This is a genomic window from Flavobacterium cryoconiti, assembly GCF_048158645.1.
GTDB classification, from domain to species: domain Bacteria; phylum Bacteroidota; class Bacteroidia; order Flavobacteriales; family Flavobacteriaceae; genus Flavobacterium; species Flavobacterium cryoconiti.
This window is the reverse complement of record NZ_JBLNKW010000001.1, coordinates 163718-190460: the sequence shown is the minus strand read 5'-3', so window position 1 is coordinate 190460 and position 26743 is coordinate 163718. Positions and strand designations below refer to the sequence as shown.

Annotated in this window: 20 protein-coding genes; 5 read left to right on the top strand and 15 right to left on the bottom strand. The window is 34.5% G+C overall.

What is annotated here, in order from left to right; genetic code table 11:
* Positions 1-13: 13 nt before the first annotated feature.
* The 11 genes from ACM55H_RS00775 to ACM55H_RS00725 form a co-directional block, all read right to left on the bottom strand.
* Positions 14-2773 carry a T9SS type B sorting domain-containing protein gene (locus tag ACM55H_RS00775; protein WP_416834687.1) on the bottom strand — a complete coding sequence of 920 codons (2760 nt, stop codon included), beginning with the start codon at positions 2771-2773 and terminating at the stop codon, positions 14-16.
* A 112-nt stretch (positions 2774-2885) separates the two neighbouring features.
* A complete protein-coding gene (locus tag ACM55H_RS00770) occupies positions 2886-5045 on the bottom strand; it encodes a glycoside hydrolase family 97 protein (protein WP_416834686.1) in 2160 nt (719 codons plus the stop codon).
* A gap of 340 nt (positions 5046-5385) precedes the next feature.
* A complete protein-coding gene (locus ACM55H_RS00765; protein WP_416834685.1) occupies positions 5386-6768 on the bottom strand; it encodes an alpha-amylase family glycosyl hydrolase in 1383 nt (460 codons plus the stop codon).
* Positions 6769-6897: 129 nt separating this feature from the next.
* Positions 6898-7974, bottom strand: a complete 1077-nt coding sequence (locus tag ACM55H_RS00760) for a SusE domain-containing protein (protein ID WP_416834684.1) — start codon at positions 7972-7974, stop codon at positions 6898-6900.
* A 13-nt stretch (positions 7975-7987) separates the two neighbouring features.
* Positions 7988-9481 (bottom strand): RagB/SusD family nutrient uptake outer membrane protein, encoded by a 1494-nt coding sequence (locus tag ACM55H_RS00755; RefSeq protein ID WP_416834683.1) that lies wholly within the window; start codon positions 9479-9481, stop codon positions 7988-7990.
* A gap of 10 nt (positions 9482-9491) precedes the next feature.
* Entirely contained in the window at positions 9492-12755 is a 3264-nt protein-coding gene (locus ACM55H_RS00750) for a TonB-dependent receptor (protein WP_416834682.1), read from the bottom strand.
* A 129-nt stretch (positions 12756-12884) separates the two neighbouring features.
* Complete coding sequence (locus ACM55H_RS00745) at positions 12885-14054, bottom strand: FecR family protein (protein WP_416834681.1); 1170 nt, start codon at positions 14052-14054, stop codon at positions 12885-12887.
* Positions 14055-14295: 241 nt separating this feature from the next.
* Positions 14296-14859 carry an RNA polymerase sigma factor gene (locus ACM55H_RS00740; protein WP_416834680.1) on the bottom strand — a complete coding sequence of 188 codons (564 nt, stop codon included), beginning with the start codon at positions 14857-14859 and terminating at the stop codon, positions 14296-14298.
* Positions 14860-15135: 276 nt separating this feature from the next.
* Positions 15136-15792 (bottom strand): aspartate kinase, encoded by a 657-nt coding sequence (locus ACM55H_RS00735; RefSeq protein ID WP_035669162.1) that lies wholly within the window; start codon positions 15790-15792, stop codon positions 15136-15138.
* A 107-nt stretch (positions 15793-15899) separates the two neighbouring features.
* Positions 15900-16259, bottom strand: coding sequence for a YraN family protein (locus tag ACM55H_RS00730; RefSeq protein WP_416834679.1), 360 nt, complete (start codon positions 16257-16259; stop codon positions 15900-15902).
* A gap of 59 nt (positions 16260-16318) precedes the next feature.
* The gene (locus ACM55H_RS00725) at positions 16319-17215 is read right to left on the bottom strand and encodes a S66 peptidase family protein (protein ID WP_416835087.1); all 897 of its coding nucleotides are present in this window, start codon (positions 17213-17215) and stop codon (positions 16319-16321) included.
* A gap of 232 nt (positions 17216-17447) precedes the next feature.
* On the opposite strand from ACM55H_RS00725, the gene ACM55H_RS00720 reads away from it, so the two are divergent.
* Both ACM55H_RS00720 and ACM55H_RS00715 read left to right on the top strand, forming a co-directional pair.
* The gene (locus tag ACM55H_RS00720) at positions 17448-18560 is read left to right on the top strand and encodes an endonuclease/exonuclease/phosphatase family protein (protein ID WP_416834678.1); all 1113 of its coding nucleotides are present in this window, start codon (positions 17448-17450) and stop codon (positions 18558-18560) included.
* 104 nt (positions 18561-18664) lie between these two features.
* A complete protein-coding gene (locus tag ACM55H_RS00715) occupies positions 18665-19204 on the top strand; it encodes a 3-hydroxyanthranilate 3,4-dioxygenase (RefSeq protein ID WP_039108466.1) in 540 nt (179 codons plus the stop codon).
* A gap of 116 nt (positions 19205-19320) precedes the next feature.
* Here the strand turns inward: ACM55H_RS00715 and ACM55H_RS00710 are convergent, their stop codons facing one another.
* Positions 19321-20280 carry an MBL fold metallo-hydrolase gene (locus ACM55H_RS00710; RefSeq protein ID WP_416834677.1) on the bottom strand — a complete coding sequence of 320 codons (960 nt, stop codon included), beginning with the start codon at positions 20278-20280 and terminating at the stop codon, positions 19321-19323.
* A 205-nt stretch (positions 20281-20485) separates the two neighbouring features.
* Between ACM55H_RS00710 and amaB the strand changes: the two genes are divergently transcribed.
* The 3 genes from amaB (at position 20486) to ACM55H_RS00695 (ending at position 23863) form a co-directional block, all read left to right on the top strand.
* Entirely contained in the window at positions 20486-22039 is a 1554-nt protein-coding gene (gene amaB, locus ACM55H_RS00705) for an L-piperidine-6-carboxylate dehydrogenase (RefSeq protein ID WP_416834676.1), read from the top strand.
* Between the two features lie 88 nt (positions 22040-22127).
* A complete protein-coding gene (locus ACM55H_RS00700; RefSeq protein ID WP_416834675.1) occupies positions 22128-23213 on the top strand; it encodes a HipA domain-containing protein in 1086 nt (361 codons plus the stop codon).
* Positions 23210-23863, top strand: coding sequence for a hypothetical protein (locus tag ACM55H_RS00695; protein WP_416834674.1), 654 nt, complete (start codon positions 23210-23212; stop codon positions 23861-23863). Before ACM55H_RS00700 ends, ACM55H_RS00695 begins: the two co-directional genes overlap by 4 nt.
* A gap of 166 nt (positions 23864-24029) precedes the next feature.
* On the opposite strand, the gene ACM55H_RS00690 is transcribed toward ACM55H_RS00695, so the two are convergent.
* The 3 genes from ACM55H_RS00690 to ACM55H_RS00680 all read right to left on the bottom strand — a co-directional run bounded on the left by ACM55H_RS00690 (position 24030) and on the right by ACM55H_RS00680 (position 26288).
* Positions 24030-24527 (bottom strand): DUF6646 family protein, encoded by a 498-nt coding sequence (locus tag ACM55H_RS00690; protein WP_416834673.1) that lies wholly within the window; start codon positions 24525-24527, stop codon positions 24030-24032.
* A gap of 44 nt (positions 24528-24571) precedes the next feature.
* Positions 24572-25297, bottom strand: a complete 726-nt coding sequence (locus tag ACM55H_RS00685) for a metallophosphoesterase family protein (RefSeq protein WP_416834672.1) — start codon at positions 25295-25297, stop codon at positions 24572-24574.
* Between the two features lie 103 nt (positions 25298-25400).
* Positions 25401-26288, bottom strand: a complete 888-nt coding sequence (locus ACM55H_RS00680; protein WP_416834671.1) for a 3-keto-disaccharide hydrolase — start codon at positions 26286-26288, stop codon at positions 25401-25403.
* Positions 26289-26743: the final 455 nt, after the last annotated feature.

The following is a 26743-nucleotide window of genomic DNA, read 5'->3' as shown; positions in this document are numbered from 1 at the left end:
TTTTATTTATAAATTATTTAGCAATGTAAATCCAACCTTGTTTGTCAATAGAACCATCATTACCTAAATCAATTTGATAGAAATAAGAACCTACAGCTACAATTGAACCGGTGTTTTTGTATTCTCCATTCCAATCATTTTGGTAATCTTTAGAAAAATAGACTTCTGCTCCAGTGCTGTTTAATACGCGAACGGAGGAATTAGGATGATTTATTAAATTATTTATAAACCAAGTGTCATTTTTACCATCTCCATTTGGAGAAAATCCTTCGGCTACATTTATTTCAACTAAATCACATGCGTCACCAATACCATCATGGTCAATATCTGCCTGATCTTGATTATAGGTTGTAGGGCAGTTATCATTTACATCCAAAACACCATCAAAATCATGGTCTTCATTATACACTTCGATTGTGAAATTTTTAGTTGTAGAGCCAATTGAATTCGTAGCAGTAACAGTATAGCTGATTGCAGTTGTCTCTACAGTTGGTCTTCCGCTTATTGCTCCAGTGGTGGGATTAAAATTCATTCCGGTGGATAAAGAAGGATTGATGCTAAAAGTCGATACCGGATTTGAAGTTACAGTTGGTACTACCGCTTCCATTACTATGTTTATTGGTAACCTAAGGTTGCCGGCATATGCTAAAGCTGTTGGTATTCCTTGTATTTCAATACTAATTGTTTTTGAAGAAAAACCATAGCTATTGGTTGCAGATACTGTGTATACTGTTGCAGATTGAATGCTTGTTGGCGTTCCACTGATAATACCAGTAGCAGAGCCCAATTGAAGTCCTCCGGGTAATGCTGGATTTACAGTATATACAAGATTGCCTAAACCTTCATCTACTGAAGGAACTAAGCTTGTAATAGCTGTATTTGTAACAAAAATATTAGGGGTACTATAGTTTAATTTACTTGGTGCAGAAGGGATTAAAATACTATATTCTGCGGTCGTTTTATTAAAAATAATGTTATAAACACCGGCTGTTGGAACAGTTATAGGATTAGCATCAACAACTGCTGTTCCTGATGGAAAGTCTGTTCCTCCCCAGTTGTAAGGTAAGGTCCAAGTGTGGTCACCTCTAAATTTTAATGCGCCTGGTATTAAAGAAACTCCGTCAAGTGTATAAACAATTCCATTTGAAGTCGTCATATCCGTATCAGTTACCCAAGCTCCCGGGGTAGCATCTCCAAATATACTTATGGTTTGAAATGTAAAACTGTAAACTCCAGTTATTTTATTAAAAGTGATGTTGTAAATACCGGCTGTTGGTATCGTTATACCATTTGCATCAACAACTGCTGTTCCTGATGGAAAGTCAGTTCCTCCCCAGTTGTAAGGTAATGTCCAAGCATGATCCCCTCTAAATTTTAATGCACCTTGTACCAGAGAAACTCCGTTAATTGTGTAGTGAATGCCATCTATAGTTGCCATGTCAGTATCCGCATTCCATCCGCCAGGAGTCGCATCACCAATTAAACCTACTATAGCATATACTATTTGTGGGGTGGCAAATGAATAATCTCCAGTCGTTTTATTAAAAGTGATATTATAAATACCTGTAGTTGGTATAGTTATAGGGTTAGCATCAACAACTGCTGTTCCTGAAGGAAAGGCTGTCCCTCCCCAATTGTAAGGTAATGTCCAAGCGTGATCCCCTCTGAATTTTAATGCTCCTTGTACTAAGGAAACTCCATTAAGAGTGTAAATGGTACCGTTAGTAGTTGTCATGTCAGTATCGGTTACCCAAGCTCCCGGAGTAGCGTCTCCAAATATACTGATCACTTGATAGTTTACCGGTGGAATTGTAATTGAATAGGCTCCAGTCGTTTTATTAAAAGTAATATTATAAATGCCTGCTGTTGGTACAGGTATAGGATTGGCATCAACAACTGCTGTTCCTGCTGGAAAGTCAGTTCCTCCCCAATTGTAAGGTAATGTCCAAGCATGATTCCCTCTAAATTTTAAAGCACCAGGAATCAAAGAAACTCCATTAAGGGTATAAATAGTCCCGTCTGTAGTTGTCATGTCAGTATCAGTTACCCAAGCTCCCGGAGTGGCATCACCGAATATGCTTATGGTTTGAAATGTAAAACTATAAACACCTGTAGTTTTATTAAAAGTAATATTATAATTACCCGCAGTTGGTACAGTTATACCACTACCATCGACTGTTGCAGTTCCTGAAGGAAAGCTTGTTCCTCCCCAATTGTAAGGTAATGTCCAAGCATGATCTCCTCTAAATTTTAATGCTCCTGGTATCAAAGAAACTCCATTAAGGGTATAAATAGTCCCATCTGTAGTTGTCATGTCAGTATCAGTTACCCAAGCTCCCGGAGTGGCATCTCCAAATATGCTTATTACTTGAAAACTTACTTGCGAAACGGCAAATGAATAAACTCCAGTTGTGATATTGAAAGTAATATCATAATTACCAGCGGTTGGTATTGTAATACCATTGGCATCAACTACTGCTGTACCTGAAGGAAAAGCGGTGCCTCCCCAATTGTAGGGTAATGTCCATTCGTGATTTCCTCTAAATTTCAATGCGCCAGGAATCAAAGCAACTCCGTTGAGAGTATAAGTCGTTCCATCAGTAGTGGTCATATCAGTATCTGTTGTCCAGCTTCCTGGTGTCGCATCTCCAAATATACTGATCGTTAGAAAAGCTGAATTCTGTTTTTCTTCCGAAATAAGCGGTGGCTTTTTTGCATTTGCAAAAGAAATTGTCAAAAGACAAATAATAAAAAAGAGTAATTTCTTTTTCATAGTTTTTTGGTTTTTAAGTTAGTATTATATTTATTTTTTTGGTAATTCTGTTTAATAAACCATATTACAAAACAGGTGTATTTGTAATATGGTTTGTGTTTTATTCTTCAAATTAGATTTTTTTCAAACCCTTCATTTCTGAAGCATTCCCTTCTTTGATACTGATGGCAGTACCTCCACCAGGAGCGATGTATTGTTTCAAAACACTTTTTGAAGTCACTATGATTTTTTGAATCGTATAATTTTGTGGTTTTTCGTTCCAACTGGCATCTTTAGCATCCGAGTAAACTGTTGCTATGTATTTTTTACCTTTTGGAAGATAATCAAAAGCAATAGTTGCCGTTCTTGCGTTTTCATCAGTTATACCACCCACGAACCATTCGTTTTTACCTTTTGCTTTACGGGCAATAGTGATGTAATCTCCCGGCTCAGCTTCTAGGATATAGCTATTGTCCCAATCTACTGCAACATCTTTGATAAACTGAAAAGCATCTGGAAAACGATTGTAATTGTCCGGAATGTCAGCTGCCATTTGCAACGGGCTGTACATCGTCACATAATAGGCTAGTTGTTTTACCAAAGTTGTATTGACACGTTGGTTTCCACCAGTTTTGTAATAGGTAAGATCAGTTTGAAAAATACCAGGTGTATAATCCATTGGTCCGCCCATCAAGCGGGTAAATGGTAAAATAGTGGTGTGTTCCGGAGCTAATCCTCCCATGGCTTCAAACTCTGTTCCTCGGGCTGATTCTTGTGCAACCCAGTTTGGATAGGTACGGTTTAATCCCGTAGGACGTACTGCTTCGTGGCTGTCAATCATGATTTTATAATCGGCAGCGCGTTCTGCTACGTGTATGTAATGATTGACCATCCATTGTCCGTCATGGTGTTCACCACGTGGAATAATCTTCCCTACATAACCTGTTTTTACAGCATCATATCCATTGGCATTCATAAACTCAAAAGCACGGTCCAAACGACGTTCGTAGTTTGTTGCAGCTCCAGAAGTTTCATGGTGCATGATAATCTTTACGCCTTTTGCGGCAGCGTATTCATGTACTGCTTTTACATCAAAATCAGGATAAGCAGTTGTGAAATCAAATACTTCTTCTTTCCAATTGTTAATCCAATCTTCCCAACCTACATTCCAACCTTCGATAAGGATGGCGTCAAAACCATTTTTTGCTGCAAAATCAATGTATTCTTTGGCATGTTCCGTTGTCGCTCCGTGTTTTCCATTTGGCGTAAGCTTAGTGAAATCTTGATTTAGTTTTACATTATTCTCTTTTCCGTAAGCCCAGGTACTTTTTCCAGCCACGAAATATTCCCACCAAATTCCAATGTATTTCACTGGTTTTATCCAAGAAACATCTTTGTAACTTGTAGGTTCGTTGAGGTTTAAGATTAGTTTTGAAGCCAAAATATCAGTGGCCTTATCACTTACCACAATAGTTCTCCAAGGCGTTTGAGCATCCGTTTGCATGTATCCTTTATTCCCGACAGCGTCCGGAGTAAGATGGCTGCTCATTTTGAAAGTCGTAGCATCCACGTTTAAAGACATGGCTGGATAATTAATCAATGCCGCTTCGTGAATATTGATGTATAAACCATCTGAAGATTTCATCATGGATGGCGTTTGTACCGCCAAATTTTTTATAGGGAATTGGGAATTGATTTCAACGGTAGCTTTTTTCATCAAGGAAGGAATCTCCGAAATCTTGGATGTGGTATAAGCATATTCATTTGTGTCATAATCTCCCGGAATCCAGAAAATTTTATGATCTCCTGCCAATTGAAATTCGGTATGCTCTTCTTTGATTACAAAATAATTCAAATCATTTTGTTTTGGAAATTCATATCTAAAGCCCAATCCATCGTTGAATAAACGAAACCGAATTCGGATGTAGCGGTTGTTGTTTTTGGCTTGCGCCAAAGTAACTAGCAGTTCGTTGTAATTATTACGAATCGTTTTTTGTTCGCCCATAACGGGATCCCAATTAACATCAACAGCCGTTTGGGTTGTGTTTGTAATAGAAAAGCCATCAATGAATGATGCTACATCTTTTGTTTCTATTCCTAAAGTACTGGGTTTGATAACTGGTTTTCCCTTGTAGGTCAATTGGTACGAAGGCACTCCATTTTCTCTCAATTCAAATTTTAGAACAAGGTTCTTGTTAGGCGAATTGATTTCTTGTGCGAGCATCCATAACGGACTTGCACAAACGAATAGAAATAACGCATGAAGACGTATTTTTTTAAGTCTAAAGTTCATATTTTTTCATTTTGTTTAATTAATAAAGAGATGCTATTCTGGTTTAATAGTGGTGCTTTAATTTAGATTATGCCGTTTTTTGAATGCACTGAATAGGTATGAATCGTTCTTGTGGAACTTTCACAGCGTTGCAGGAATGAACTGTAGTTCATCCTTAATAAATTGACGCAAAGGCACAAAGACACATAGGTTCGAAGTATTTTAAAAATTTAAATAAACTATCAAATTGCTTAAAAACAAGAAAGTGATATGAATTAAATCTTTTGTGCCTTTGTATTTTGCGGCAATAAATAGAATAGTGTTTTGGCTAACGAATGTTACCTAAAATTAATTTTCAGCATTAATTTTTCAATACTTTATATTGAAATGGCAATAAACTTATTTGAGTAGTTGCTGTTATTGCAGCACCGGTAAATCCATCTTTCCAAGTCAATTTAGATAATGAAACGGGAATAGTATAATTGACTGTTGCAGAGGTTAAGTTAGATAACACAAAGACTTTTTCAGTAGCAGTTTCCATAGTGAATGCACTTACAGCATCACTACTATACCCTTTGTAAGTCCCTTTTTTTAGCGCATTGCTAGAATTTCTGAAAGCAATGATTTTCTTATATTCGGCTAGCATATCTAAATCGGCAGTACTCCAGTCAATAGGGGTACGGTTAAAATAATCGATTCTTTTATTGTATCCTACTTCTTGTCCGTTATAAATCATAGGTACTGAATTCATGTATGCTGCAACTACAAATGCTGCAATAGAACCTTTTTTTCCACCAAATAACTCTAACGGTGTACCATCAGAAAGGTTGACATCATGATTGGTTGTGTACCTAACAATTCTATTTTCAGGATTATAATTATTAGCATATTCCGTAGCATTCGAATCTTGTAAAGTGGTAGCAGATTTATTTTCTTTGAAAACTTTTTCCAAAGCACTGAAGAAGTTAAAACCAAAAGTATAATCAAAACCAGCAGCAAATTGACTCACTTTTGATCCTTCTGCAAGCATTAATATATTCTGATTTTTCTTGATTTTTCTTAAAGCGGTAATGGCTTCTGACCAAAAATTCTGAGGTACAAAATCAGCATAATCACATCTAAAACCATCTATATTTGCACTGTAAACCCAATAGGACATCGCGTCAATCATTCCATTTCGCATTTCAGTATTTGTAAAATCTAACTGAGCGACATCATTATAATTTGTTCCGGGAGGAATAATAATATTTCCACTAGCATCTTTTTGATACCAATCTGGGTGTGCGGTAATCCAGGCATTATCCCATGAAGTATGATTAGCAACCCAGTCCAATATAACTGCCATGTTTTTTTTGTGGGCTTCTTCCACCAAAACGCGTAGATCTTCCAAAGTACCAAAATCTGTATTTACAGCTTTATAATCTTTAACAGAATATGGAGAACCTAATCCACCCGCTGATCGAACTACTCCAACAGGATAAATAGGCATTAAATAAATAACATTAACCCCAAGCTCTTGAATAGAAGTTAGTTTTTCCTGAACCCCTTTTAGAGTTCCTGCCTGACTAAAAGCACGAATGTTTACTTGATAAATGACGGCATCTTCTTTTTTAGGCATTTTTTCAAACCGTGTTCCAAATTGTGGATAAGCCGGAGCTGGAGTTGACTCATTATCCGAAGAACTGCATGAAGCTAGTACCGAAGAAAAGATAAGTACAAAAACGATGTTGATATATAATTTCATTTTTTTGATTTTTAATAATAATCGTTAAGAACTTAGAAATGGTTGCATCCCTTCCTCTTTTTCAATAAAAAGGGATGCTTTTTAAAATTACTAACTAAACCATTTTATGCTAAACGAGTATTCTGTTTATTAGATTTTTGTAACTGTATAAGTAGCAGTGGCAGGATAAAGACCAGTTGTAGCATCTTTTTCTTGTATAGAAAACGTTACTTCATAAGTACCGGCTTCACTAACATCATAAGCTCCTTGATTGTCTATGTACATTATACCATCAGTATTATTTTTCGGGCCATAATTTACAGTCCAAGTGTTATTAAGCCTGAATTTTAAAGCTCCTGCGCTTAAAGTCCCTTTAAATTTCCACACTTTTAGTTGATGATCATACGTCATATTGGTAGAGTTATCCCAGCCTCCTGCAGTTGCGGTACCAATTATTCCCCAGGAAAAAGGAGTCGCTGTCCATTTTGCAGTGTTTAGGTTTACAGTCATTTGATATGAACCCGCTTTTTCAATTTGAAAATCAGTATCACTACCATTAACGATATTTCCATTGGCGTCCGCTCCGTAAAACTGACTCCAACTTCTTTCATTGGTGAATTTAAATCCTAAACCTTGTGTTTCTGGAAAAGTCACATATCCTTGAAAAATACCGCTATCAATTGCTTTTAGTTCTGCAGCAGTATTTACATCCCATCCTTGGTAACTTCCTGGCATATAGATTGCTCCAAACACCACTTTTTTAGCAAAAGGAGTTACGCTTAATTCTATAGGATTTGAATATATTTTTCTGTCCAAAGTTGATTCTACACGAACTACTATTTTTCCTGCAACATCAACTGGAAGGCCTAATTTAATAGCCATTTTGTTAAGGTCACTTCCTGAAAAAGCTTTGCTTAATACATCTACTCCAACTTCAACACGAACTGCTTTTGACCAAGCTGTAGCTCCAATGGCATCTGCTGGGATATCAAATTCCAAAGCATACGTTACGGGTGCATTCACAGGAAATATTACTGCAGGCCATGACAGGGTTAGTACAGATAAATTTTCGTTTTCTGTAGAAATTACTATAGCATTTGACGAAGCCTCTATTGGACCTGAAAAATTCACTTCTTTTAGAGAGGTAAGTATGGCGTCATTTTCACAGGATACACCAAGGAAAAGTAACGCGCAAATTACGAATAACTTGTTTATATATTTTTTCATAATAGTTCTATGTTTAGTAACCTGGATTTTGTTTTATTCCTTTGTTTGCATCCAATGCCGCTGTTGGTATTGGGAACAATTTTCTGTAATTGGCAGAAACACCTCTGAAATCATTTGCTAATAAGAATTTATCAAAACGAATCATATCTTGTCTTCTGTGTCCTTCCCAGTTTAACTCAAATCCTCTCTCATTATAAACATCGTCTAATGTAGGATTTGCAGCTAATATTCCAAGTCCGGCACGTTGTCTGACAGGATCGATGAATGGTTTTGCAGCAGCGGCATTACCTAGTCTAACATTACATTCTGCTTTCATTAATAATACATCAGCATAACGATAGATAGGAAAATCATTTGATGCTCCACCACCATCCATAGGTGTAACAGGATAAAATTTAGTGTTGCGAACACCCGCTTGTGGTGCGGCACCAGGATTGTCTAATGATGCTACATCAATAGAATAATTTACTCCTCCGCCTTGGTCTCCATAACGGAATTGTTTTTTACGAATGTCATTGTCATCGTATTTCAAAAAGAAATCTTTAGGCACAATAGTACCATTCCATCCGCTATAGCCAAACAAGTTTTTGGCGTCTGGTCCGTTTAGACTTCGAACTGTGAAAATATTACGGGATACTACATTTGCAGTAACAAACATGGCTAATATGGTTTCATCATCCGGGAGTACATCACCAAATAATTCATAGTATTTGTTTCCCATTGGACTGGAAGCATTAGCTGCACCGGAATGAAGTGAGAATCCACCACCACTCACTTTATCACAAGCGGCCAAACATTTTTCCCATTCAGGAGTGCCAGTATATACTCCGGCATTCAAATATACTTTAGCCAATAAAGTGTAACCGGCCCATTTGTTGAATCTTCCGTAATAGTTTCCTCCTTTGGTAGCCGAAAGAGTTTCTACATTTTCGGTTAACTCTTTTACGATGAAATTATAAACCTCTTTACGGCTTGATTGTGGAATTTGATCTACAGTTATATTATTATCCGTGTAGAAAGGAACATCTCCAAAATCATCTATCAGTAAATAGTAGAAAAAGGCTCTCAATACTTTAGCTTCGGCAATTTTTGAAGGTTCAGCATTTGATTTTTCTAATTGGTTAACGGCTAAATTGGCATTGAAAATAGATTTGTACAACCATCTCCAAGTGTTGTTTATAAAAGAATCTGTTGGCAACCAATCGTGTTTGTATAAACGAGCAAAATCCAATTCCCAGTCACCGGTTGTTCTATGAGGAATAACTTGTTCATCCGAACTAAAGCAGTTTAAGTCATACCAACCTCTGTCTGCCCCAGCATATCCTACACCATCCCAATTTCCGCCAACTTGGGCGTAAACACTTGCCAATGCTACATCAGCTCCTTGCGCAGATCCATAAAAGTCATCTGCTGTATATTTATCATATACTTTTTCATCAACATTGGTACAACCAACAAGTAATAAGAAACTTAAGCTTCCTATTAGCAATATATTTTTGATTTTCATTTTTCTTTTACTATTTAAATTTCACATTCAAACCAAAGGCAAAACTTCGGGTACGGGGATAAATACCATTATCGCCTCCAAAGCCATTACTACCACTCATATTTAATTCGGGATCAATTCCTGAGTAGGGTGTAATCAACAGTAAATTATTTCCGGTAAGAGAAAGGCGAACAGATTCAATATATTTGATCTTTTCAAAATGAAAATTGTAGCCAACAGTTACATTTTCTAATCGTAGAAAAGAACCATCTTCAAGCCATAAATCAGAACCATATTTAGAAGTGAATAATCCTAATGGAATGGCACTGTCCAGAATATTTGCTTTACCGATATTTTCTAAATAACTTAAGCTTGATCGCAGGCCATTATATATTTTGTTTCCTCCTGATCCTCTCCATAACATAGAGACATCTAAATTTTTATATTGGAAAGTGGGGTTAAATGCATACGTATAAGTTGGTAAAGCAGACCCTTTTATCAAACGGTCCGGGCTTGTATTTCCTTGATCGATGATTCCATTTTTGTCAACATCAAGTACGGTTTCAGAATTTGCATTGTCTTTTCCGGTATGATGTAAGATGTTGAAAGTCCCAATAGGCTGTCCAGCTATCAAAAATGAACTTGGTCCCCAAGACACATTATCAGTATTTAACGGAACTCCGTTGATACTGCCGCTTAAGTTTAATACTTTGTTTCTCAATAAAGATACATTCCCGGCAAGTGTAAGTGTCGTGTTTTCTGTTTTTATCAAATCATAGCCTAATGCAACTTCCAGTCCTTTATTTAATAGACTTCCTACGTTTGCTTTTATTGTATTGAAAGGAAATGGAGGTTGTGGAACAGTATAATCAAATAAAAGATTATCAGTAGTTGCTGTAAAAACATCGACAGTTCCTCTGATTCTGTTATTTAAAAGAGCAAAATCTACTCCGATGTTGGTTTGTTTTTTTGTTTCCCAACGTAAATCTGCATTAGCATTTTGAGTCACATTGAAATTGGTAATTTGTTGACCTCCAAAATAAGTTACTCCAGATCCACCCACTAATGAAATAGAGTTTTGTGGATACAACCCTTGTTGGTTACCTGTAACACCATATCCTCCTCGTAATTTTAACTCGCTGAAAATAGTTTGGTTAGCCATAAAAGGCTCTTTGTCTATTTGCCAAGCTAACGAAGCTGATGGAAAATCTCCCCATTTATTATTTACACCAAATACTGAAGAACCATCTCTTCTGATACTGGCCGTAAATAAATATCGGTTTAAAAACGAGTAATTTACACGTCCTAAAAACGAAACTAAGGTTCTGTCGTTTTTATAAGAGCTAATATCTCCTGGTTGTACCTTGGACAAATCACCCAATTGTAACGCATTATAAGTAGCAATGTCATTGATAAAGCCTTTGGCCTGAGCAAAATTACCCTGATAGGTTTGGTTTTGCCATTCGTATAATGCCAAAGCGTTGATGCTGTGGTCCCCAAATACTTTTTTATACGAAAGACTAATATTCATTAATCTTTCATTTTGTTTGTTGTTACTAATGTTAGCGTATCCTTTTTGGTCCATTGCATACGCATTAGTCGATTCGGCAGGAAGATAATATCCATTTGTGCTATTCGTTTTTCTCCAACTTCCAAACCAACCTGCTGTTAAGCCTTTGTATAAATCTAAATCAGCTTTTAGGCTTCCAAATAAATTGTCATATTGTCCTTGATTGGTAACAGTTTGTGCTGCTGCATAAGGATTTAGGTATTGAAAAACATTTGGATCTGTAAAATAACTCCCATCAGTATTATAAACAGGATCCGTAGGGCGCATTACATAAGCATTTGTAATTAAATTAGATGTAAATGCTGCTCTTCCGATGCTTCCAATACTATTAGTTGCATTGGTAATACCACTGTTAAGATTGAAAGTCAATTTTAATTTATCATCGATAGCCGATTGAGTGGCTTGAATTCTACCGATATATTTTTGATTACTGGTGTTGATAACAACTCCATCTTGCAAAATAGCACTTATCGAAGCTCTATAACTAAATTTATCTGTTCCTCCACCAAAAGATAACGTATGGGTTTGCGTAGCGCCACTTTTAGTAAGAATACCATACCAATCCGTATTTGAGCCATGATTAGCCGAGGCAGGAACGCCAACTAATTGCGCTTGTTGCCACCATTGGTCAGCATTCAGCATGTCTAGTTTTCTAGGTATATAATCGACAGCCATTGAGCTAGAATATTCCACAGATGTTTTTCCAGCTTTATTTTTCTTGGTACTAACAATAATTACACCTGCAGCACCTCTAGAACCATAAACGGCAGTTGCAGAAGCATCTTTTAATATGTCCATCGAGGCGATTTCACTTGGAGGAATTTGGTTTAATAAATCCATATTTCCTTGAACACCATCCACAACAACTAAAGGATCATTTCCACCAATTAGAGAAGATATTCCACGAATTCTTATACTTGGTGCCGTACCTGGTTCACTACCTGTTTGGGTAATATTTACCCCGGCCATTTTACCGGAAATTAATTGTAATGGATTCACAACTGCACCTTGATTCATGTCTTTTGCAGCGATTGAAGAAACTGCACCTGTGACATCTTTTCTGGTAGAAGATCCATAACCTACTAATACAACTTCTTGTAAAGAAGTTGTTTCTGGGAAAAGTTGAATAATGCTATTGTCTTGATTTGCAGAAACTCTTCTTTGTTTATATCCTATATATGATATCAGAAGCATGGCATCACTGTCTTCAACGGTTATTTCAAAATTTCCGTTAGCATCAGTAATAACTCCTTTTTTTGTTTTTTCTTCAATAATGGATGCACCGGGAAGTGGCATTCCATTTTCATCAGATACTTTACCTTTGATGGTCTTTTTTAAATAAAACTTCTCATCTGTTTTTTCAATAAGAGGTTTTTTCAAAATAATTTGAGTATCCCTAACTTTAAAATCCGTACCAGTTCCTTTGAATAGTTTCTCCAAAACTACATCAATTGTTTGGTCCTTTACACGGATAGAAATGATACGATTTAAATCAATATCATTCATTTTATAAATAAATCGAAAATCTGTTTTTTGCTCAATGGTTTCAATAACCGTTTCCACGGTTGTGTTGTTTAATTCTAAACTTACTTTTGTTTTTTGTGCATAAGTATTAGCTCGAATATTAAACATAGCCACCAAAAGAAGGAGTGTAGTTAGTTTCAATTTTAGGTTATTTTGGAACAATGGGAATTGTATCCCACTATTCTTTGGTTTTTTTTTCATAATTTTGTAAATAGATTGTATTTAATCAGTTAGGTTCAATCACTTATTCAATCGGAAATTGTTCGCAGCTCTTTCCGATTTTTTTATGCTTCAATAGTTAACTCGTCATTTTTCATTGGTTTTTAAGGGTTATTTAATTAGTATCTCATTGTTTTTTATGGTGTAATTAATGCCGTGAACATCATTAAAGTAACTCAGTACTTTCTCTATTGGTTCATCACCAAAACTGGCATAAAATTTCTCATTAGCCAATTTCTTGTTTTGGTTTACAATAGTAACATTGTAGTGTCTTTCCAGTTTTTTGGTTATGTCGTTAAAGCTCATATTTTTAAATGTCAATCGCCCTTCCATCCATGAAGTATAAACATCAGTAATAACAGGTTTTGTTTCAATATGATTGTCTTTTCTATTAAAACTACCTTTGTATCCTGGTTTAAGAATGGTGTTTTTATTAGCGTCAAATTTCTCATTTGCAGTATATAAACCTACAGAGCCTTCTACTAAAACTACATCAGTTAAATTATCTTCAGGATAGCTGGAAACATTAAAATGAGTTCCTAAAACACGAATGTTCAAATTGTCTGCATTCACTATAAAAGGGTGTTTTTTATCTTTTGTCACATCAAAAAAAGCTTCTCCGTCCAGAAAAACCTGTCTGTTTTCACCAGCAATAAATCGTACTGGATATTTAAGGGTGGTTCCTGAGTTCAGATGTACAATTGTTCCGTCAGATAATTCCAATTCAAATCGTTTTCCGTATGGGATTTTAATGGTATTGTAAACTAGTTTTTCTAGAGGGGTTTCGGTATCGTAGGCAATTTTATTTCCATTATGGTTAGCTACAACATTTCCTTCGGAGTCGGTTACTTGGGATTTCTTACCGGCTGAAATAATTTGAATATCACCGTTTGCTAATTGCAAAGTGATTTCATTGCTATTTATAATTGCATCATTTTTTTGTTTGAAAAAACCGTGTTGATAAGACCATCCAATGGATAACAAAACAATAATTGATGCTGCAACAGAAATGTATTTGAACAGTGGAAACTTTTTGGTTTCAATTGCTGTTGATTCCGTTTCTTTTGCACTACTTAATATTTTAGAAAATATTTTATCTGCAGTCGCTTCATTCATTTCTGGAATTTCGTCTACTAGTATTTTTATGTCTTCAACTGTTGGGAAATCAGCAGTGAGTTTATTTTTTCTGTAATAGTCAACAACTTCATTACTTTCTTCCAAATTGCATTGGTTTAAAATAAATTTATGAAGTAATTTTTGTATTTCTGAATTTTCATTCATTTCGAATTGGGTTTTTTGATCCTGTTCTATATAATACAGTTGAATTGGAGTTGAGTATTACTCAAACGTTGTAAATTTCTTAAATTTAACATAAAATAATTTTAAATAAATAGTCGTAAGGCTCGTAATCCCCTGTTATTACTGATGTTTCTTATTTTTTTTAAATAAAATTTTTTTTAAAAAAAAAGCCAAAAAAAATCACCCATAAAGAGTGATTGAGTTTTTAATATTTTTTATGGATTTATAAGATACCATCATGGCCTTTAAAAAAAAGACGTATTGATTCCAGTGCTTTGCTCATTTGGCTTTTTACGGTATTTACAGAAATGCCTAATTCATGGCTGATTTCTTCGTAGGTTTTACCTTGTTTGCGCGACATTTTAAAAATAAGTTTGCGTTTGGGTGGCAGTTGTTTTATAGCTTGTTTTTTTAGTCTTTTGCAATCAGCTTCTCGAATGGAATAATCACCCTGATCATGAGATTTTTGACTTTTGTAGAAAATCTCTTCTTTTAGAAGTTCATCATTGGCGGCTTTACTCAAAAAATTAAAGGCTTGATTTCTGGCAATGGTGAATAAATACGATTTAAAGGATTGCTCTAAATTCAAGTTCTCTCGATGCAACCAAACTTTCAAAAATACTTCTTGAACATTTTCCTCGGCTAATTCTTTTGACTTCAGAATACTAATGCTATAGCCATAAATATCTTGGTAATAGAAATCAAAAAGGGAACGAAATGCTTTTTCGTTGTGATTTTTGAGTTCACTAACCAATAATTGTTCGCTATAGTTTTTTGTTTCTGACATTAATTTGGGTACCCTTTATTTTTTTGGTATTATAATAAGAGACTCTCAATTCTAGCCTCTTAATTGCCTGATGAATTAGCAAATATATAAAAATATTATTCGCATCGATTTCTTTAAGCCAAAAAGGATTTTTAATTTACTCCTAAAACTTTATAGATAAGTAGTATTACTATAATGAAGAATGGATTGGGGTTTAACTTGAAAATAAAATTTGTAATAAAAAAGCTTCCAGTCTTTTTTGAAGGCTGGAAGCTTTAAAATATAGAATAAGAAATATTAATTTTTTAAATCTTTAATTACTTTAAAAGCGACATCTACTTCATTTTCACTTACTAAAATTGTAAACTCATTTGAAGTCGAAATTACTTCATTGATGATAATTCCTTCCCAAGCCAAACGTTGGAAAATGAAATAGTAAATTCCTGGAACTACGATATTTTCTTTAGGTAATTTTACCGTTATCGAAGCCAGATTATCCAGTTTTTGAATCAATTTTTCGTTGGCAAAATGTTTGTCTACCAAATGGTTTATTGTATTACTTACCACGATATTAGTTTCATTTACGCCTCTTGACGAGGTATAAAAAATATCTGGGAAAGCATTCAAATCAGTGATTAATTCAGCTTGTTTGTTTAAAACCGTATCCGATGCTGCAAAAGTATAATCGGTTAGTTCAGAGCGAACTGTAATCTCTCCAATGTTTTTTATTACTTTATTTATTTTATGATTTAATCTAAAATCCAACTCTTCCGTAAGTCTTTTTAGAGACATAACTACAGCACCTTGTTTTACTTCTTTACCAAATTCAGATTCTAATTCAGTCATTATATTCCGTGATAAGGAAGTCAAATTAATGATTCCAAGAGATAAAGCATTTAATAGAAAAGGCTTTGTTTTGATGTAATTTTCTACAATGGATGAAACAGTTTTCATAATTGGTTAGGTGTTTTTACGTAGTTTTTACTTAGTTAGAGTGTCAAAAATCTCTGCAAAGATAGATAAAAAACAATTTGTTACAAATATAACATTGATTTTTTTTGTTAAAAATGATAAAAAGCATCTATAAGGTGTTCAATTACAAAAGATTTGCCTTCTTTGTGGATGGCAATAATATCAAAACGGACTTCTACGTCTAAATCACTCTTACTTACGAAAGCATCTACCGCCTTTACCAAAAGTTGTATTTTTTTGGGTTTTACAAAATCTTGGGGTAAACCAAATTCTAGGGACGAACGGGTTTTTACTTCAACAACAGCAAGTGTATTTTCTTTTTGGGCAAGAATATCAATTTCGGCTTTTTGAAAAGTCCAATTGGTTTCCAGAATGGTATAGCCGTCTTTTTGCAGGTATTCTACCGCCATTTCTTCTCCAAGTTTTCCCAGTTCGTTGTGTTCAGCCATGCAAAATAATATCAGGGTTCAGTCGCAGTTTTAAACTTCTGCAATCAAAAATCATTTTTTTACTCAAAAATCACGCTACTGGAATTTTTGTCCAAATGCAGAGTGACTTTACTCCCTAAAATCAATGCTCGGTTATCATGAATATGTCCTGCAGGGAAATTATAAATAACAGGAATATTGTACTTTTTAGTAACATCCTCTATGATTTCAAGTGCGTTTTTGCCCCAAGGAATGTCATTGTCTTTCATTTTTGACATCGAACCAACAATAATTCCCTTAATACTTTCTAAACAACCGTTGCGTTTTAAGTTCATCATCATGCGATCAATGTGATATAAATACTCATCTAAGTCTTCTATAAACAAGATTTTATTCGTGCAATCTATCGCTGATTGAGAACCAAATAAACTGTATAAAATAGATAAATTCCCGCCTACTAATTCACCAGAAGCGTCACCAAATCGATTCATTCCAAAAGGTTCTATAGTATATTTCAATGGCTCACCAAACATGGCAATTCGTAAACTTTCAATAGCTTCAGGAGTTGCTTTTGGAATACTGATAGGCATAATACCATGAATGGATTTAAAACCCATAGTATTCAAATGATTGTGCAAAACGGTGACATCACTAAAACCAATAATCCATTTTGGATGCTGTTTAAATTTGGTAAAATCCAATAAATCGATCATTCTCACGGTACCATAACCGCCACGAACACACCAGATTGCTTTGATATTTGGATTGTCCATTTGTTCCTGAAAATCTGCAGCACGTTGCTCATCAGTACCAGCCAGTTGATTGTCATCTAAGCCAATACTTTTCCCAATAATAACTTCCAGTCCCCAGCTATGTAATAAATCTATTGCGGGTTTCAGGTTGTCGTCAATGTTTTTTCGAGCTGTTGCCAATATGGCTATGGTATCTCCTTTTTGTAAAATAGGTGGTGTAATCATTAGTGTGCTAGCTTGAGAATTGAAGGATTGTAAAACAAAAATAAGAAATAGGAATTTATATAAAACAAAATTTCTATTTATAGTGAATTGTGAAGCATACATATTCGTTTCTTTTTCTAAAACAAATATAGACAATTACAAAATAGTTTTAAGTTACATCTTCAAATGACTATTTTTACAATAAACGTAACCATTACGACTCCTATTTATGGCTAAAAATTTATGTATACGAATGAGAATTACCCATCTGATTTTAGTATTGTTTTTGTTTTCCCCATTAATAAAATCAAGTGCTCAACAAAAAAATTATGTGATTCATACCGTTGCGTTCTATAATTTCGAAAATCTTTTTGATACGATAAATGATATTAAAACGAATGATGATGAATGGACGCCAACTGGTGCGCAACGATGGACATCAAGAAAGTATTATCATAAACTAGAAAATTTGGCTAGAGTTTTGTCTGAAATTGGTTCTGCCGAAAATCCGGATGCACCAACTTTCATAGCCGGTTCCGAAATTGAAAATAGAGGAGTTCTGGAAGATTTAGTCAAACAGCCAAAACTGATAAACAAAAATTACGGTATTATTCACTTCGATTCACCGGACAAAAGAGGAATTGACGTGGCTTTATTGTATCAAAAAAAACAATTCCAACCCACGAGTTATCTCAATATTCCGCTGTATGTTTATAAAAATAACCTAAAAAATACAGTTGCTTTAAAAACAGAATCCGACGAAAAAACAGATGATATTTTGCAAGTAAGCACACAAAATAATCGGGTATATACAAGAGACCAACTCTTGGTTACCGGATTTTTGGATGGTGAAGAAATAAACATAATTGTCAATCACTGGCCATCGCGTTCCGGAGGAGAGAAAAAATCAAGCCCGTTTAGGGAAGCTGCTGGTATTTTAAACAGAAAAATTATTGATTCCATCCAAAGAATAAATCCAAATGCGAAAGTCATTACATTGGGTGATTTGAATGACGGACCTTATAATAAAAGTGTGAAAGTTGCGCTTGGTGCAAAAGCAAAAAAGACAGAAGTTCCACCACTCGGAATTTATAATCCATTCGAAGAAATGGCCAAAAACGGGATGGGAACTATTGCAAATCGAGATGCCTGGGATATTTTTGACCAAATCATGGTTTCGCAATCCTTATTAAAACAGGATTACTCTTCTTTTCGGTATTGGAAAGCAGGAATTTATAATAAATCGTTTCTAATACAAACCAGTGGTCAGTATAAAGGATATCCGTTACGGCATTCTGCCACTGAGGTCGGATTTAGCGATCATTTTCCAGTTTATATTTATTTAATCAAAGAAGTAAGGCGCTGAGTTGCTGAGGCCCTAAGGATCTAAGGGACTGAGTAAAATTATTATGTTCTATAATTCAAAATCTTAGTATCTTAGTACCTTAGAAACTTAGCACCTTTATAAATATGGCAATAGCAAAACCTTTCAACCTTAATAAATGGATTGACGAAAACCGTCATCTGCTGAAACCGCCCGTTGGCAATAGAAATTTATACAGAGAATCCGGTGATTATATCGTGATGATTGTTGCAGGACCAAACGCCCGAAAAGACTATCATTATAACGAAACCGAAGAATTATTTTACCAACTCGAAGGTTCCATAAAAGTGATTATTCAGGAAGATGGAGAGCGCAAGGAAATGGAACTTCATGCCGGCGATATGTATCTTCATCCTGCCAAAGTTCCACATTCTCCGGTTCGTTCCGAGGGTTCGATAGGATTAGTGATTGAAAGAAAACGCGCCGGAAAAGGATATACGGATGGTTTATTGTGGTTTTGTGATAATTGCAACCATAAATTACACGAAGTCTATTTTGAACTCCATAATATCGAAAAAGATTTTCTGCCCCATTTCGAGCATTTTTATAATTCAGAAGCACTGAGAACCTGTGAAAAATGTGGGACCGTTATGGAAACCGACCCAAGATTTGTTGCCCAAAAATAGTTTTTTCATTTGAAGCTATTCCCGTCATCCGCTCTATCTTTTGTGGCTTAAAGAAAGCCACAAAAGGATGCCGCTACTACCAGGGCTAGTATATAAGGGTATAGACAAAATTTAGCTTACAGTTCAAATCGTTTACCTTGTTCGGGAAAAATAAATTGCACATCTAAATCATTTTGTTTTTTTAACTGCGTTTTAATTTTTGCGTAATTTTCAACAGGAGGTTTCATATGGGTAATGATAATTTTAAAACCTTTCAAAGCATTTTTTCCTGTAAGCTCACTTATAGAATGAAGCTCTTTCAATAGATAATTAGGAGTTAAATGCCCAAATAAAAGAGAGTCAGGTTGCTCGTTTGGGAACGAAACCTCAATAAAAATACCTTTTAATTGCTTGTTTTTAATTAGCGGCGCAATATCAGTCCATAGCAAACTTAATTTATTGCTTTTTTCAATAGGATCACAACCCGTATCACCTAAATACAAAGCATAAGCCTCTCCGTTTTTAATTAAAAAAGCGGTACTTTCAAAAGGATTTACATGACTTAGCGGAAATGCTTTTACTGTCATTGTTGTATTTTTAATTCGAGTTTCTTCTTTTGAATTTAATGTTTGAAAATGGTATTTTTTTATGAGATAACCATTTCCTTCGTCTCCAAAATTGGCCCAGGTTTGCCCGTTGAAATAATGTTGCTTCATCATTTCCATGCAACTATTGGTTGCGTAAACGGTCTTTGAAGAATCGGCAGGTGAATTAATAATTAAACCAGAAACATGATCTAAATGTGCATGGGATATTAAATACCCTTTTATGTATTTTTTCAAAACAACTTCCGATGGTATTTTGAAAACTTTATTCTCTATGGCTTTTTCAATTCCTGCATGTATGGTTCCCGCATCAAGACAAATAAAATCAGTAGTGTTTGAAGGTGCCAGTAAATAGGCTGAAAGATTTTTTTCGTCAATACCGCCTTTTACTCCCAAAGGTATAACTTGGAAAACTGTTTTTTGTCCCCTTTGTGCAAATGCACTTACTGATATTAAAACCAAACAAATCCAGATTTTTTTAAAAATTACCATGTTTTAAATGTGTATAGATAAATTAAATTTCTGTCTGTAAAATTAGTTGGTTCTTTTGTATTGGACGCTTTTTTTTGCAAAATCAATTGCAACTCATCAAATTGATTTAATTTTACTTCGATTTTAACAAATTAATTCGATTGAAATTCAACTCTAAATAATATCTTTACAAAAAAATATAACAATTTTAACTAAAAAAGTTACAATGATAACAATAGCAGATCAATTCGGAATGAAAGAAGCATTGGCGCAATTGGGTGTAAAAGCCATAAATGAAGGAACATCAACAGGAATAAACCATTTTTCAAATGGAGAAATTCTGGAGAGTTATTCACCAGTTGATGGTCAATTAATAGCATCAGTAAAAACTTCAACTGCCGCCGATTACGAAAAAGTAATGCAAACCGCTACCGAAGCTTTTAAAACATTTAAATTGATGCCAGCGCCACAACGTGGTGAAATAGTGCGTCAGTTTGGAGATAAATTGCGAAAAAACAAAGAAGCTTTAGGTAAATTAGTTTCCTATGAAATGGGGAAATCATTGCAGGAAGGATATGGAGAGGTTCAGGAAATGATTGATATCTGTGATTTTGCAGTGGGTCTTTCCCGTCAATTGCACGGATTAACCATGCACTCAGAACGTCCGGGACACAGAATGTATGAGCAATACCACCCAATGGGCGTTGTTGGAATCATTTCAGCATTCAATTTTCCAGTGGCGGTTTGGGCTTGGAATACAGCACTGGCTTGGATTTGTGGAGATGTTTGCGTTTGGAAACCTTCAGAAAAAACACCACTTTGTGGAATTGCCTGTCAAAACATTATTGCCGAAGTTATCAAAGAAAACAATCTTCCAGAAGGAATTTCTTGCTTGATAAACGGAGATTACAAAGTAGGGGAAATGATGACTAATGATAGACGTGTACCATTGATTTCTGCAACGGGTTCTACTCGTATGGGGAAAATCGTAGCACAAGCAGTTGCGGGTCGTCTTGGAAAATCATTATTGGAATTAGGCGGAAACAACGCGATAATCGTAACGCCGGATGCTGATATTAAAATGACTGTTATCGGGTCTGTTTTTGGGGCAGTGGGAACGGCTGGACAACGTTGTACTTCAACACGTCGTTTAATCATTCACGAAAGTATTTATGACAAAGTAAAAGATGCCATTGTTTCTGCTTACAAACAATTACGCATCGGAAATCCATTAGACGAAAACAACCATGTTGGTCCGGTAATTGACAAGCATGCTGTGGAAATGTACAACAAAGCATTAGAAAAAGTAGTTGCCGAAGGTGGGAAAATCCTAGTGGAAGGTGGCGTACTTTCTGGTGAAGGATACGAAAGCGGTTGTTATGTAAAACCAGCAATTGCTGAAGCTGACAATACTTTTGAAATCGTTCAACACGAAACTTTTGCTCCGGTATTATACTTATTAAAATATTCCGGAACTGTTGAGAATGCTATTGCGATTCAAAACGGAGTAGCACAAGGATTATCATCAGCCATTATGACTAACAATTTGCGCGAAGCGGAACTTTTCTTATCCGTTACTGGTTCTGATTGTGGAATTGCAAACGTAAACATAGGAACTTCGGGAGCGGAAATTGGAGGTGCTTTTGGTGGAGAAAAAGAGACAGGGGGTGGACGTGAGTCTGGTTCTGATGCATGGAAAGTATACATGAGAAGACAAACGAATACCATTAATTATACCACAAGTTTGCCATTGGCACAAGGAATAAAATTTGATTTGTAAGTTTTAGATTAAAATAAATTTATAAAAAGCGCCTTGTCCTATTTTGAGATAAGGCGTTTTTTTATAAATTAGACAAAAAAAACAATTAATGACCAATTTAGAAGCAACATTCACAGATATTTCAGGTTGGCATAAAAATGTTCATTACAGTACTGGTGGTAGTCGAAGTAAATACATTGCTTTACACCCCGAAACAAATGAAGAGTATTTTTTTAAAGGATCAAAAGAAACCCCTGCAGGAGAAATTAAATTCCCAATGGAATTTTGGTCTGAGATTGTTTCTTCTAAAATTGGACAATTTTTAGGTTTTCCAATGTTAGATTATAATATTGCTTATGATAACAAACACAAGCAAAAGATAGGATGTATATCTAAGTCGATGGTTTTAAGCTCGAAAAATAAATTGACCGAGGGAGTTGCTTATTTAACGGGTTTTAATTCAAAATACATTCCAAGTCAGCATAAAACTTATTATACATTTCAATTTATTTGTAATGCTTTGAATAAATTTTATTTAGGAAACTATATTAATAATATTATTGAAATTATTGTTTTTGATTGTGTAATTGGAAATTCTGACAGACATCAAGAAAATTGGGGGACAATTGCTTATTATCAGGAAATTTTTGATAATATTGAAAGAGATGTTAAAAGCAATGAAGTTAGTTTTTTTGGTAACATTAAAAATAACTTTAATAGATTATTGGGGGAAATGTTAGTCCAAAAACATAATACAAACAATAAACTTAGTAAATCAGATTTAATTGCACAAGCAGATTTAGCTCCGCATAAATTTGCTCCAATTTATGATAGTGGTTGTTGTTTAGGAAGAGAGCATTTAGATGATAAAGTTTTAAAAATGCTCGAAGATTCTCAAATGATTGAAGCATACGTAAGAAAAGGTGAGTCAGAAATCCATTGGGAAGGACATGCTAAAAAAAGAAAGCATTTTGAACTTGTAGAATTGTTGTTGGACTACTATCCGACCGAAACGAAAAATTTTATAGGCAGAGTTAAAGAGAAATACAACTCAGATGCAATAAAAGAGATAATTGAAAATATTGATATTAATGTTCCGAAGGATTTAATTAACTTTAAATTATCGGAAACAAGAAAACAATTGATGTTTAAATTGGTAACTTTGCGCATTGAAAAATTAACCCAATATTTATGAAAGCAATAGGAAACATACAACTTATCTGGAGACCAGGTAAAGGTAGTAGAAGAATTTCTGTTGGTACTATTAAAAAAAGTGCCTCAGAAGGAATCCGCTTTCAATATAATCAAGAAGGTGTTGAAGAAGCTAAGAAGTTAGGTTTTGTTCATTATGAAGGTTTTCCTGATACAGATAAAATTTATACCGAAAATGTAATTGAAATTTTTGGTCAACGACTAATGCGTAGTGAGAGGTCTGATTTAAAGGATTTTTATGATTTTTGGAATATCGATTTAAGTAAGAAAGAAGATAAATATTACATGTTGGCTTTCACTCAAGGGCTATTACCAACAGATAATTTTGAGTTTTTGGCTCATTTTAACCCTGTAGAAAATTTATCTTTTGTTACTGAAATAACTAATTTATTGGAAAGTCAAATACCTTCAGACAAGGTTGCTGTTGGAGATGTTTTAAGATATGAATTAGAACCAAATAATTTATATGATAAAAAAGCTGTAAAAGTTTTTAAAGATGAATTGTACCTTGGGCATATCAAATTAATTCATTGTAATGTTTTTCATAAAACAAATAAGCAGTTTGATTTAATTGTTCAAGGAATTGAAAAAAATGGGGTGTTAAAAAGAATTTTTGTTAAAGCAAGTCTTTAATTTATATTCTGAGAATCAATTATACCACAAGTTTGCCATTGGCACAAGGAATAAAATTTGATTTGTAATACGCAATTCATTTTAATCATAAAAAAAGGCAATTTGAAAATTTCAAATTGCCTTTTTTTATGATTAAAATTCGGGAATTCTTTGCTTTTAAAAAGTATTACAAATTGAAAGAAGCACCAATATTAAAAACAAACTGGTTGTTTAAATTATCAAAACCAGTAATAGTGTTGTCATATTTTGCTATTGGAATTCCAGCTTCTGTGAAAATACCAAAACCTTCCGTAAAGAAATAACGAAATCCAAGGTGTGCACCAAAATTTCTCAGGCCTAAATCAAGTCCTGGATAAATATCCATTTTTGGATCCAGTTTAAGGACATTTCCTAAATTAGCATTGAATCTCACTTTTGCATCAAATCGATCTCCAAATTTAGGTTTGTTCCCTAAATCATCATTAGAAACAGACAACAAATAAGAAGTTACAAATCCATAAGACATATTTTCACCAAGGCCAAAATCAGTAGAAAGACGAATTCCGGAACCTCCGTTTTGAATGTTTGCTCCAACATCAAATTTAGTATCTCCTTTTCCTTTGTATGCTTGTGCATTAACAAAACCAACTAACAATAATAATGATAGTGTAATAATTTTTTTCATGATTCTTGGGTATTAAAATTTTGTGCAAAAGTAGTTTATTTAAACTAATTCCTACCTTTTTCATTAGAGTATAAAAGGTCTAATGGTTCACTTTGCCAGAATTCTTTGGTATCAACATCCATAATAGTCAAAGGACCTTTGAAAGCGGCGCCGGTATCTACATTCCAAATACAAGCCATTTGTACTGGAGTTGTTTTGCCAATACGGGAAACAGGCGTGTGACCAATATAAATTTCATTGTATAGGGTTAATCGTTTGGGATAAAATAAATTACCAGGTTTCATGTTTTTGTCTAATGCCAAAGCGGTTTCCCACAAGGTTCTGTCCCAATAAAAAAGTTTTGGAAAATATTCAAAATCGACGCCATTCATATTGGTGAAACCGGCGTGAATAAATAACCGATTTTGGTCGTCAAGATAAAAATTTTCCAATGATTGCAGGAATTCAACATGTCTTTGTTTGGTTTCCAGATTAACCGTTTCATAGGCATTGACTGTTGCTTCACCTCCGTGTTTGTACCACAAAAGATTGTCTTTGCTGTCCTTAAGCCAGTGTAGAAGTAATTCATCGTGGTTGCCACGAATAAAAACGCAATTGTTTTTAATATTCAATTCAATCAAATAATCAATTACCTGTGGTGATTGGCTCCAGCCATCTACATAGTCCCCCAAAAAGATTAAAGTATCTTCAGTAGTTACTTTGGCTCTTTCCATAATTTGGTGTAGCGCATGCAAACCACCATGTATATCGCCTATGACGAGTGTTCTCATTTCTAGTTGTCTCAATTTGTTCTTTTACAAAAATAGCAGAAAAACAGTATCGTTTTTATATTTTTTTTGGTTCAAATTGAAGCAATATTGATTGAAAAAATTCCTAAAAATATTTTTTGAATTCGTTAGGTATTTCGTTAATTGGTTTTATCATTACTTCTTTGTAGTACACTTCGCTAGCTTCACTTTGTAATTGTATTTTTCCTTCAATTAGCGGATTGAATTTCGTACCATCCCAAAAGCGAGAATTTTCCAGCACCATTACCACATGGCCATTTACAATATGAAGACTTTTTCCTTCGAAACATACCAGTTCTACTTCGGTCCAACTACCCATTGGGCTTTCATAATTATCTTTTCGGGTACAATAACCGGTTCTTTCCGTATTAGTTCCAAAGGGTAAAAAAGATTGATTTTCATCGGCTATGGAACTCATCACGCCTTCTGAAGCAAACGCTTTTATATCGATGGCAGCATTGGCAATGTTCCAATAATCACCAAAATGTCCTTCCATGAATTGAAATTCTTGTGACAGCATCCACGCTTTCCAATAATCAGCACCAGCTGGACCTTGTGAGTGATACAATACTCCGGCATCCAGCAATTTATCTGTTCTCGGTTCCCATTTTTTAGTTCCCCATTTTACTTTAAGTTTTAGGCGGTAATTTTTATAACTATTTTTGGAAAAAACACAACCGTAATATTCTCCGGAAACTCTTAAAACAGGAACATTATTTTCTTGGATTACAGTAAAAACACCAGCTTCATTTTTGTTATAGCCAATGGGTTCAATAGCTTTCCCTTCACTATCGACAGGAACTTGACCATTGTAATTATTTTTATGTTTATAACTCAAATACGTATCCCATTGACTGAGATTTGAATCTAGAAGATTGGTCCAATCCTTATTTTTAGAAGTCTGTGCGTACAGTTCAAAGGTTGTGGGAAAAAGGAGCATGGAACAAAGGAATAATTTAATGATGGTTTTCATTTTACGGTTAATTTTTTATAATTTCATAGATTATGGCAAATATTCTGATTCAATAAATTGATACAATTTGGAAAATTTATTGAATTCAAATATATTGTTTAATAACAACATAAAAATGTTTTAGGATTTTCCCTTCGACACAATTTTTTTAAGGAATTAGAACTTTAATAAAGTAAATAATCATCTTAATTATTTGAAATTAAAGTAATTAATGTAAATTTGAGGGCTAAAATCAATATTTTAGTGCTAAAAAAAAATCACTGTTTTTGGTGATAGTTTGATAAAATATTTTAGGTTATTTTTACAAAAACTTAAAACACATATAAGATGAATGCAGTTCTCGCTTTGTTGTTTCTTTTGACCAGTTTTGTATGTCAGGTGATAAATAATATTATAGTTTGGTTTGCGGCATTGTGGTCGTAATACAATCGAAAGGAATCAATAGTTCGCTTTAA

Bases quoted from the DNA above. Each gene is read 5' to 3' on its own strand.
- ACM55H_RS00730 (WP_416834679.1), bottom strand. From the start codon at position 16,259: ATGGCTGAACACAACGAACTGGGAAAACTTGGAGAAGAAATGGCGGTA.
- ACM55H_RS00740 (WP_416834680.1), bottom strand. From the start codon at position 14,859: ATGTCAGAAACAAAAAACTATAGCGAACAATTATTGGTTAGTGAACTC.
- ACM55H_RS00770 (WP_416834686.1), bottom strand. From the start codon at position 5,045: ATGAACTTTAGACTTAAAAAAATACGTCTTCATGCGTTATTTCTATTC.
- ACM55H_RS00680 (WP_416834671.1), bottom strand. From the start codon at position 26,288: ATGAAAACCATCATTAAATTATTCCTTTGTTCCATGCTCCTTTTTCCC.
- ACM55H_RS00755 (WP_416834683.1), bottom strand. From the start codon at position 9,481: ATGAAAATCAAAAATATATTGCTAATAGGAAGCTTAAGTTTCTTATTA.
- ACM55H_RS00775 (WP_416834687.1), bottom strand. From the start codon at position 2,773: ATGAAAAAGAAATTACTCTTTTTTATTATTTGTCTTTTGACAATTTCT.
- ACM55H_RS00765 (WP_416834685.1), bottom strand. From the start codon at position 6,768: ATGAAATTATATATCAACATCGTTTTTGTACTTATCTTTTCTTCGGTA.
- ACM55H_RS00720 (WP_416834678.1), top strand. From the start codon at position 17,448: ATGAGAATTACCCATCTGATTTTAGTATTGTTTTTGTTTTCCCCATTA.
- ACM55H_RS00735 (WP_035669162.1), bottom strand. From the start codon at position 15,792: ATGAAAACTGTTTCATCCATTGTAGAAAATTACATCAAAACAAAGCCT.
- ACM55H_RS00750 (WP_416834682.1), bottom strand. From the start codon at position 12,755: ATGAAAAAAAAACCAAAGAATAGTGGGATACAATTCCCATTGTTCCAA.
- ACM55H_RS00725 (WP_416835087.1), bottom strand. From the start codon at position 17,215: ATGATTACACCACCTATTTTACAAAAAGGAGATACCATAGCCATATTG.
- ACM55H_RS00700 (WP_416834675.1), top strand. From the start codon at position 22,128: ATGACCAATTTAGAAGCAACATTCACAGATATTTCAGGTTGGCATAAA.
- ACM55H_RS00685 (WP_416834672.1), bottom strand. From the start codon at position 25,297: ATGAGAACACTCGTCATAGGCGATATACATGGTGGTTTGCATGCGCTA.
- ACM55H_RS00760 (WP_416834684.1), bottom strand. From the start codon at position 7,974: ATGAAAAAATATATAAACAAGTTATTCGTAATTTGCGCGTTACTTTTC.
- ACM55H_RS00715 (WP_039108466.1), top strand. From the start codon at position 18,665: ATGGCAATAGCAAAACCTTTCAACCTTAATAAATGGATTGACGAAAAC.
- amaB (WP_416834676.1), top strand. From the start codon at position 20,486: ATGATAACAATAGCAGATCAATTCGGAATGAAAGAAGCATTGGCGCAA.
- ACM55H_RS00695 (WP_416834674.1), top strand. From the start codon at position 23,210: ATGAAAGCAATAGGAAACATACAACTTATCTGGAGACCAGGTAAAGGT.
- ACM55H_RS00690 (WP_416834673.1), bottom strand. From the start codon at position 24,527: ATGAAAAAAATTATTACACTATCATTATTATTGTTAGTTGGTTTTGTT.
- ACM55H_RS00710 (WP_416834677.1), bottom strand. From the start codon at position 20,280: ATGGTAATTTTTAAAAAAATCTGGATTTGTTTGGTTTTAATATCAGTA.
- ACM55H_RS00745 (WP_416834681.1), bottom strand. From the start codon at position 14,054: ATGAATGAAAATTCAGAAATACAAAAATTACTTCATAAATTTATTTTA.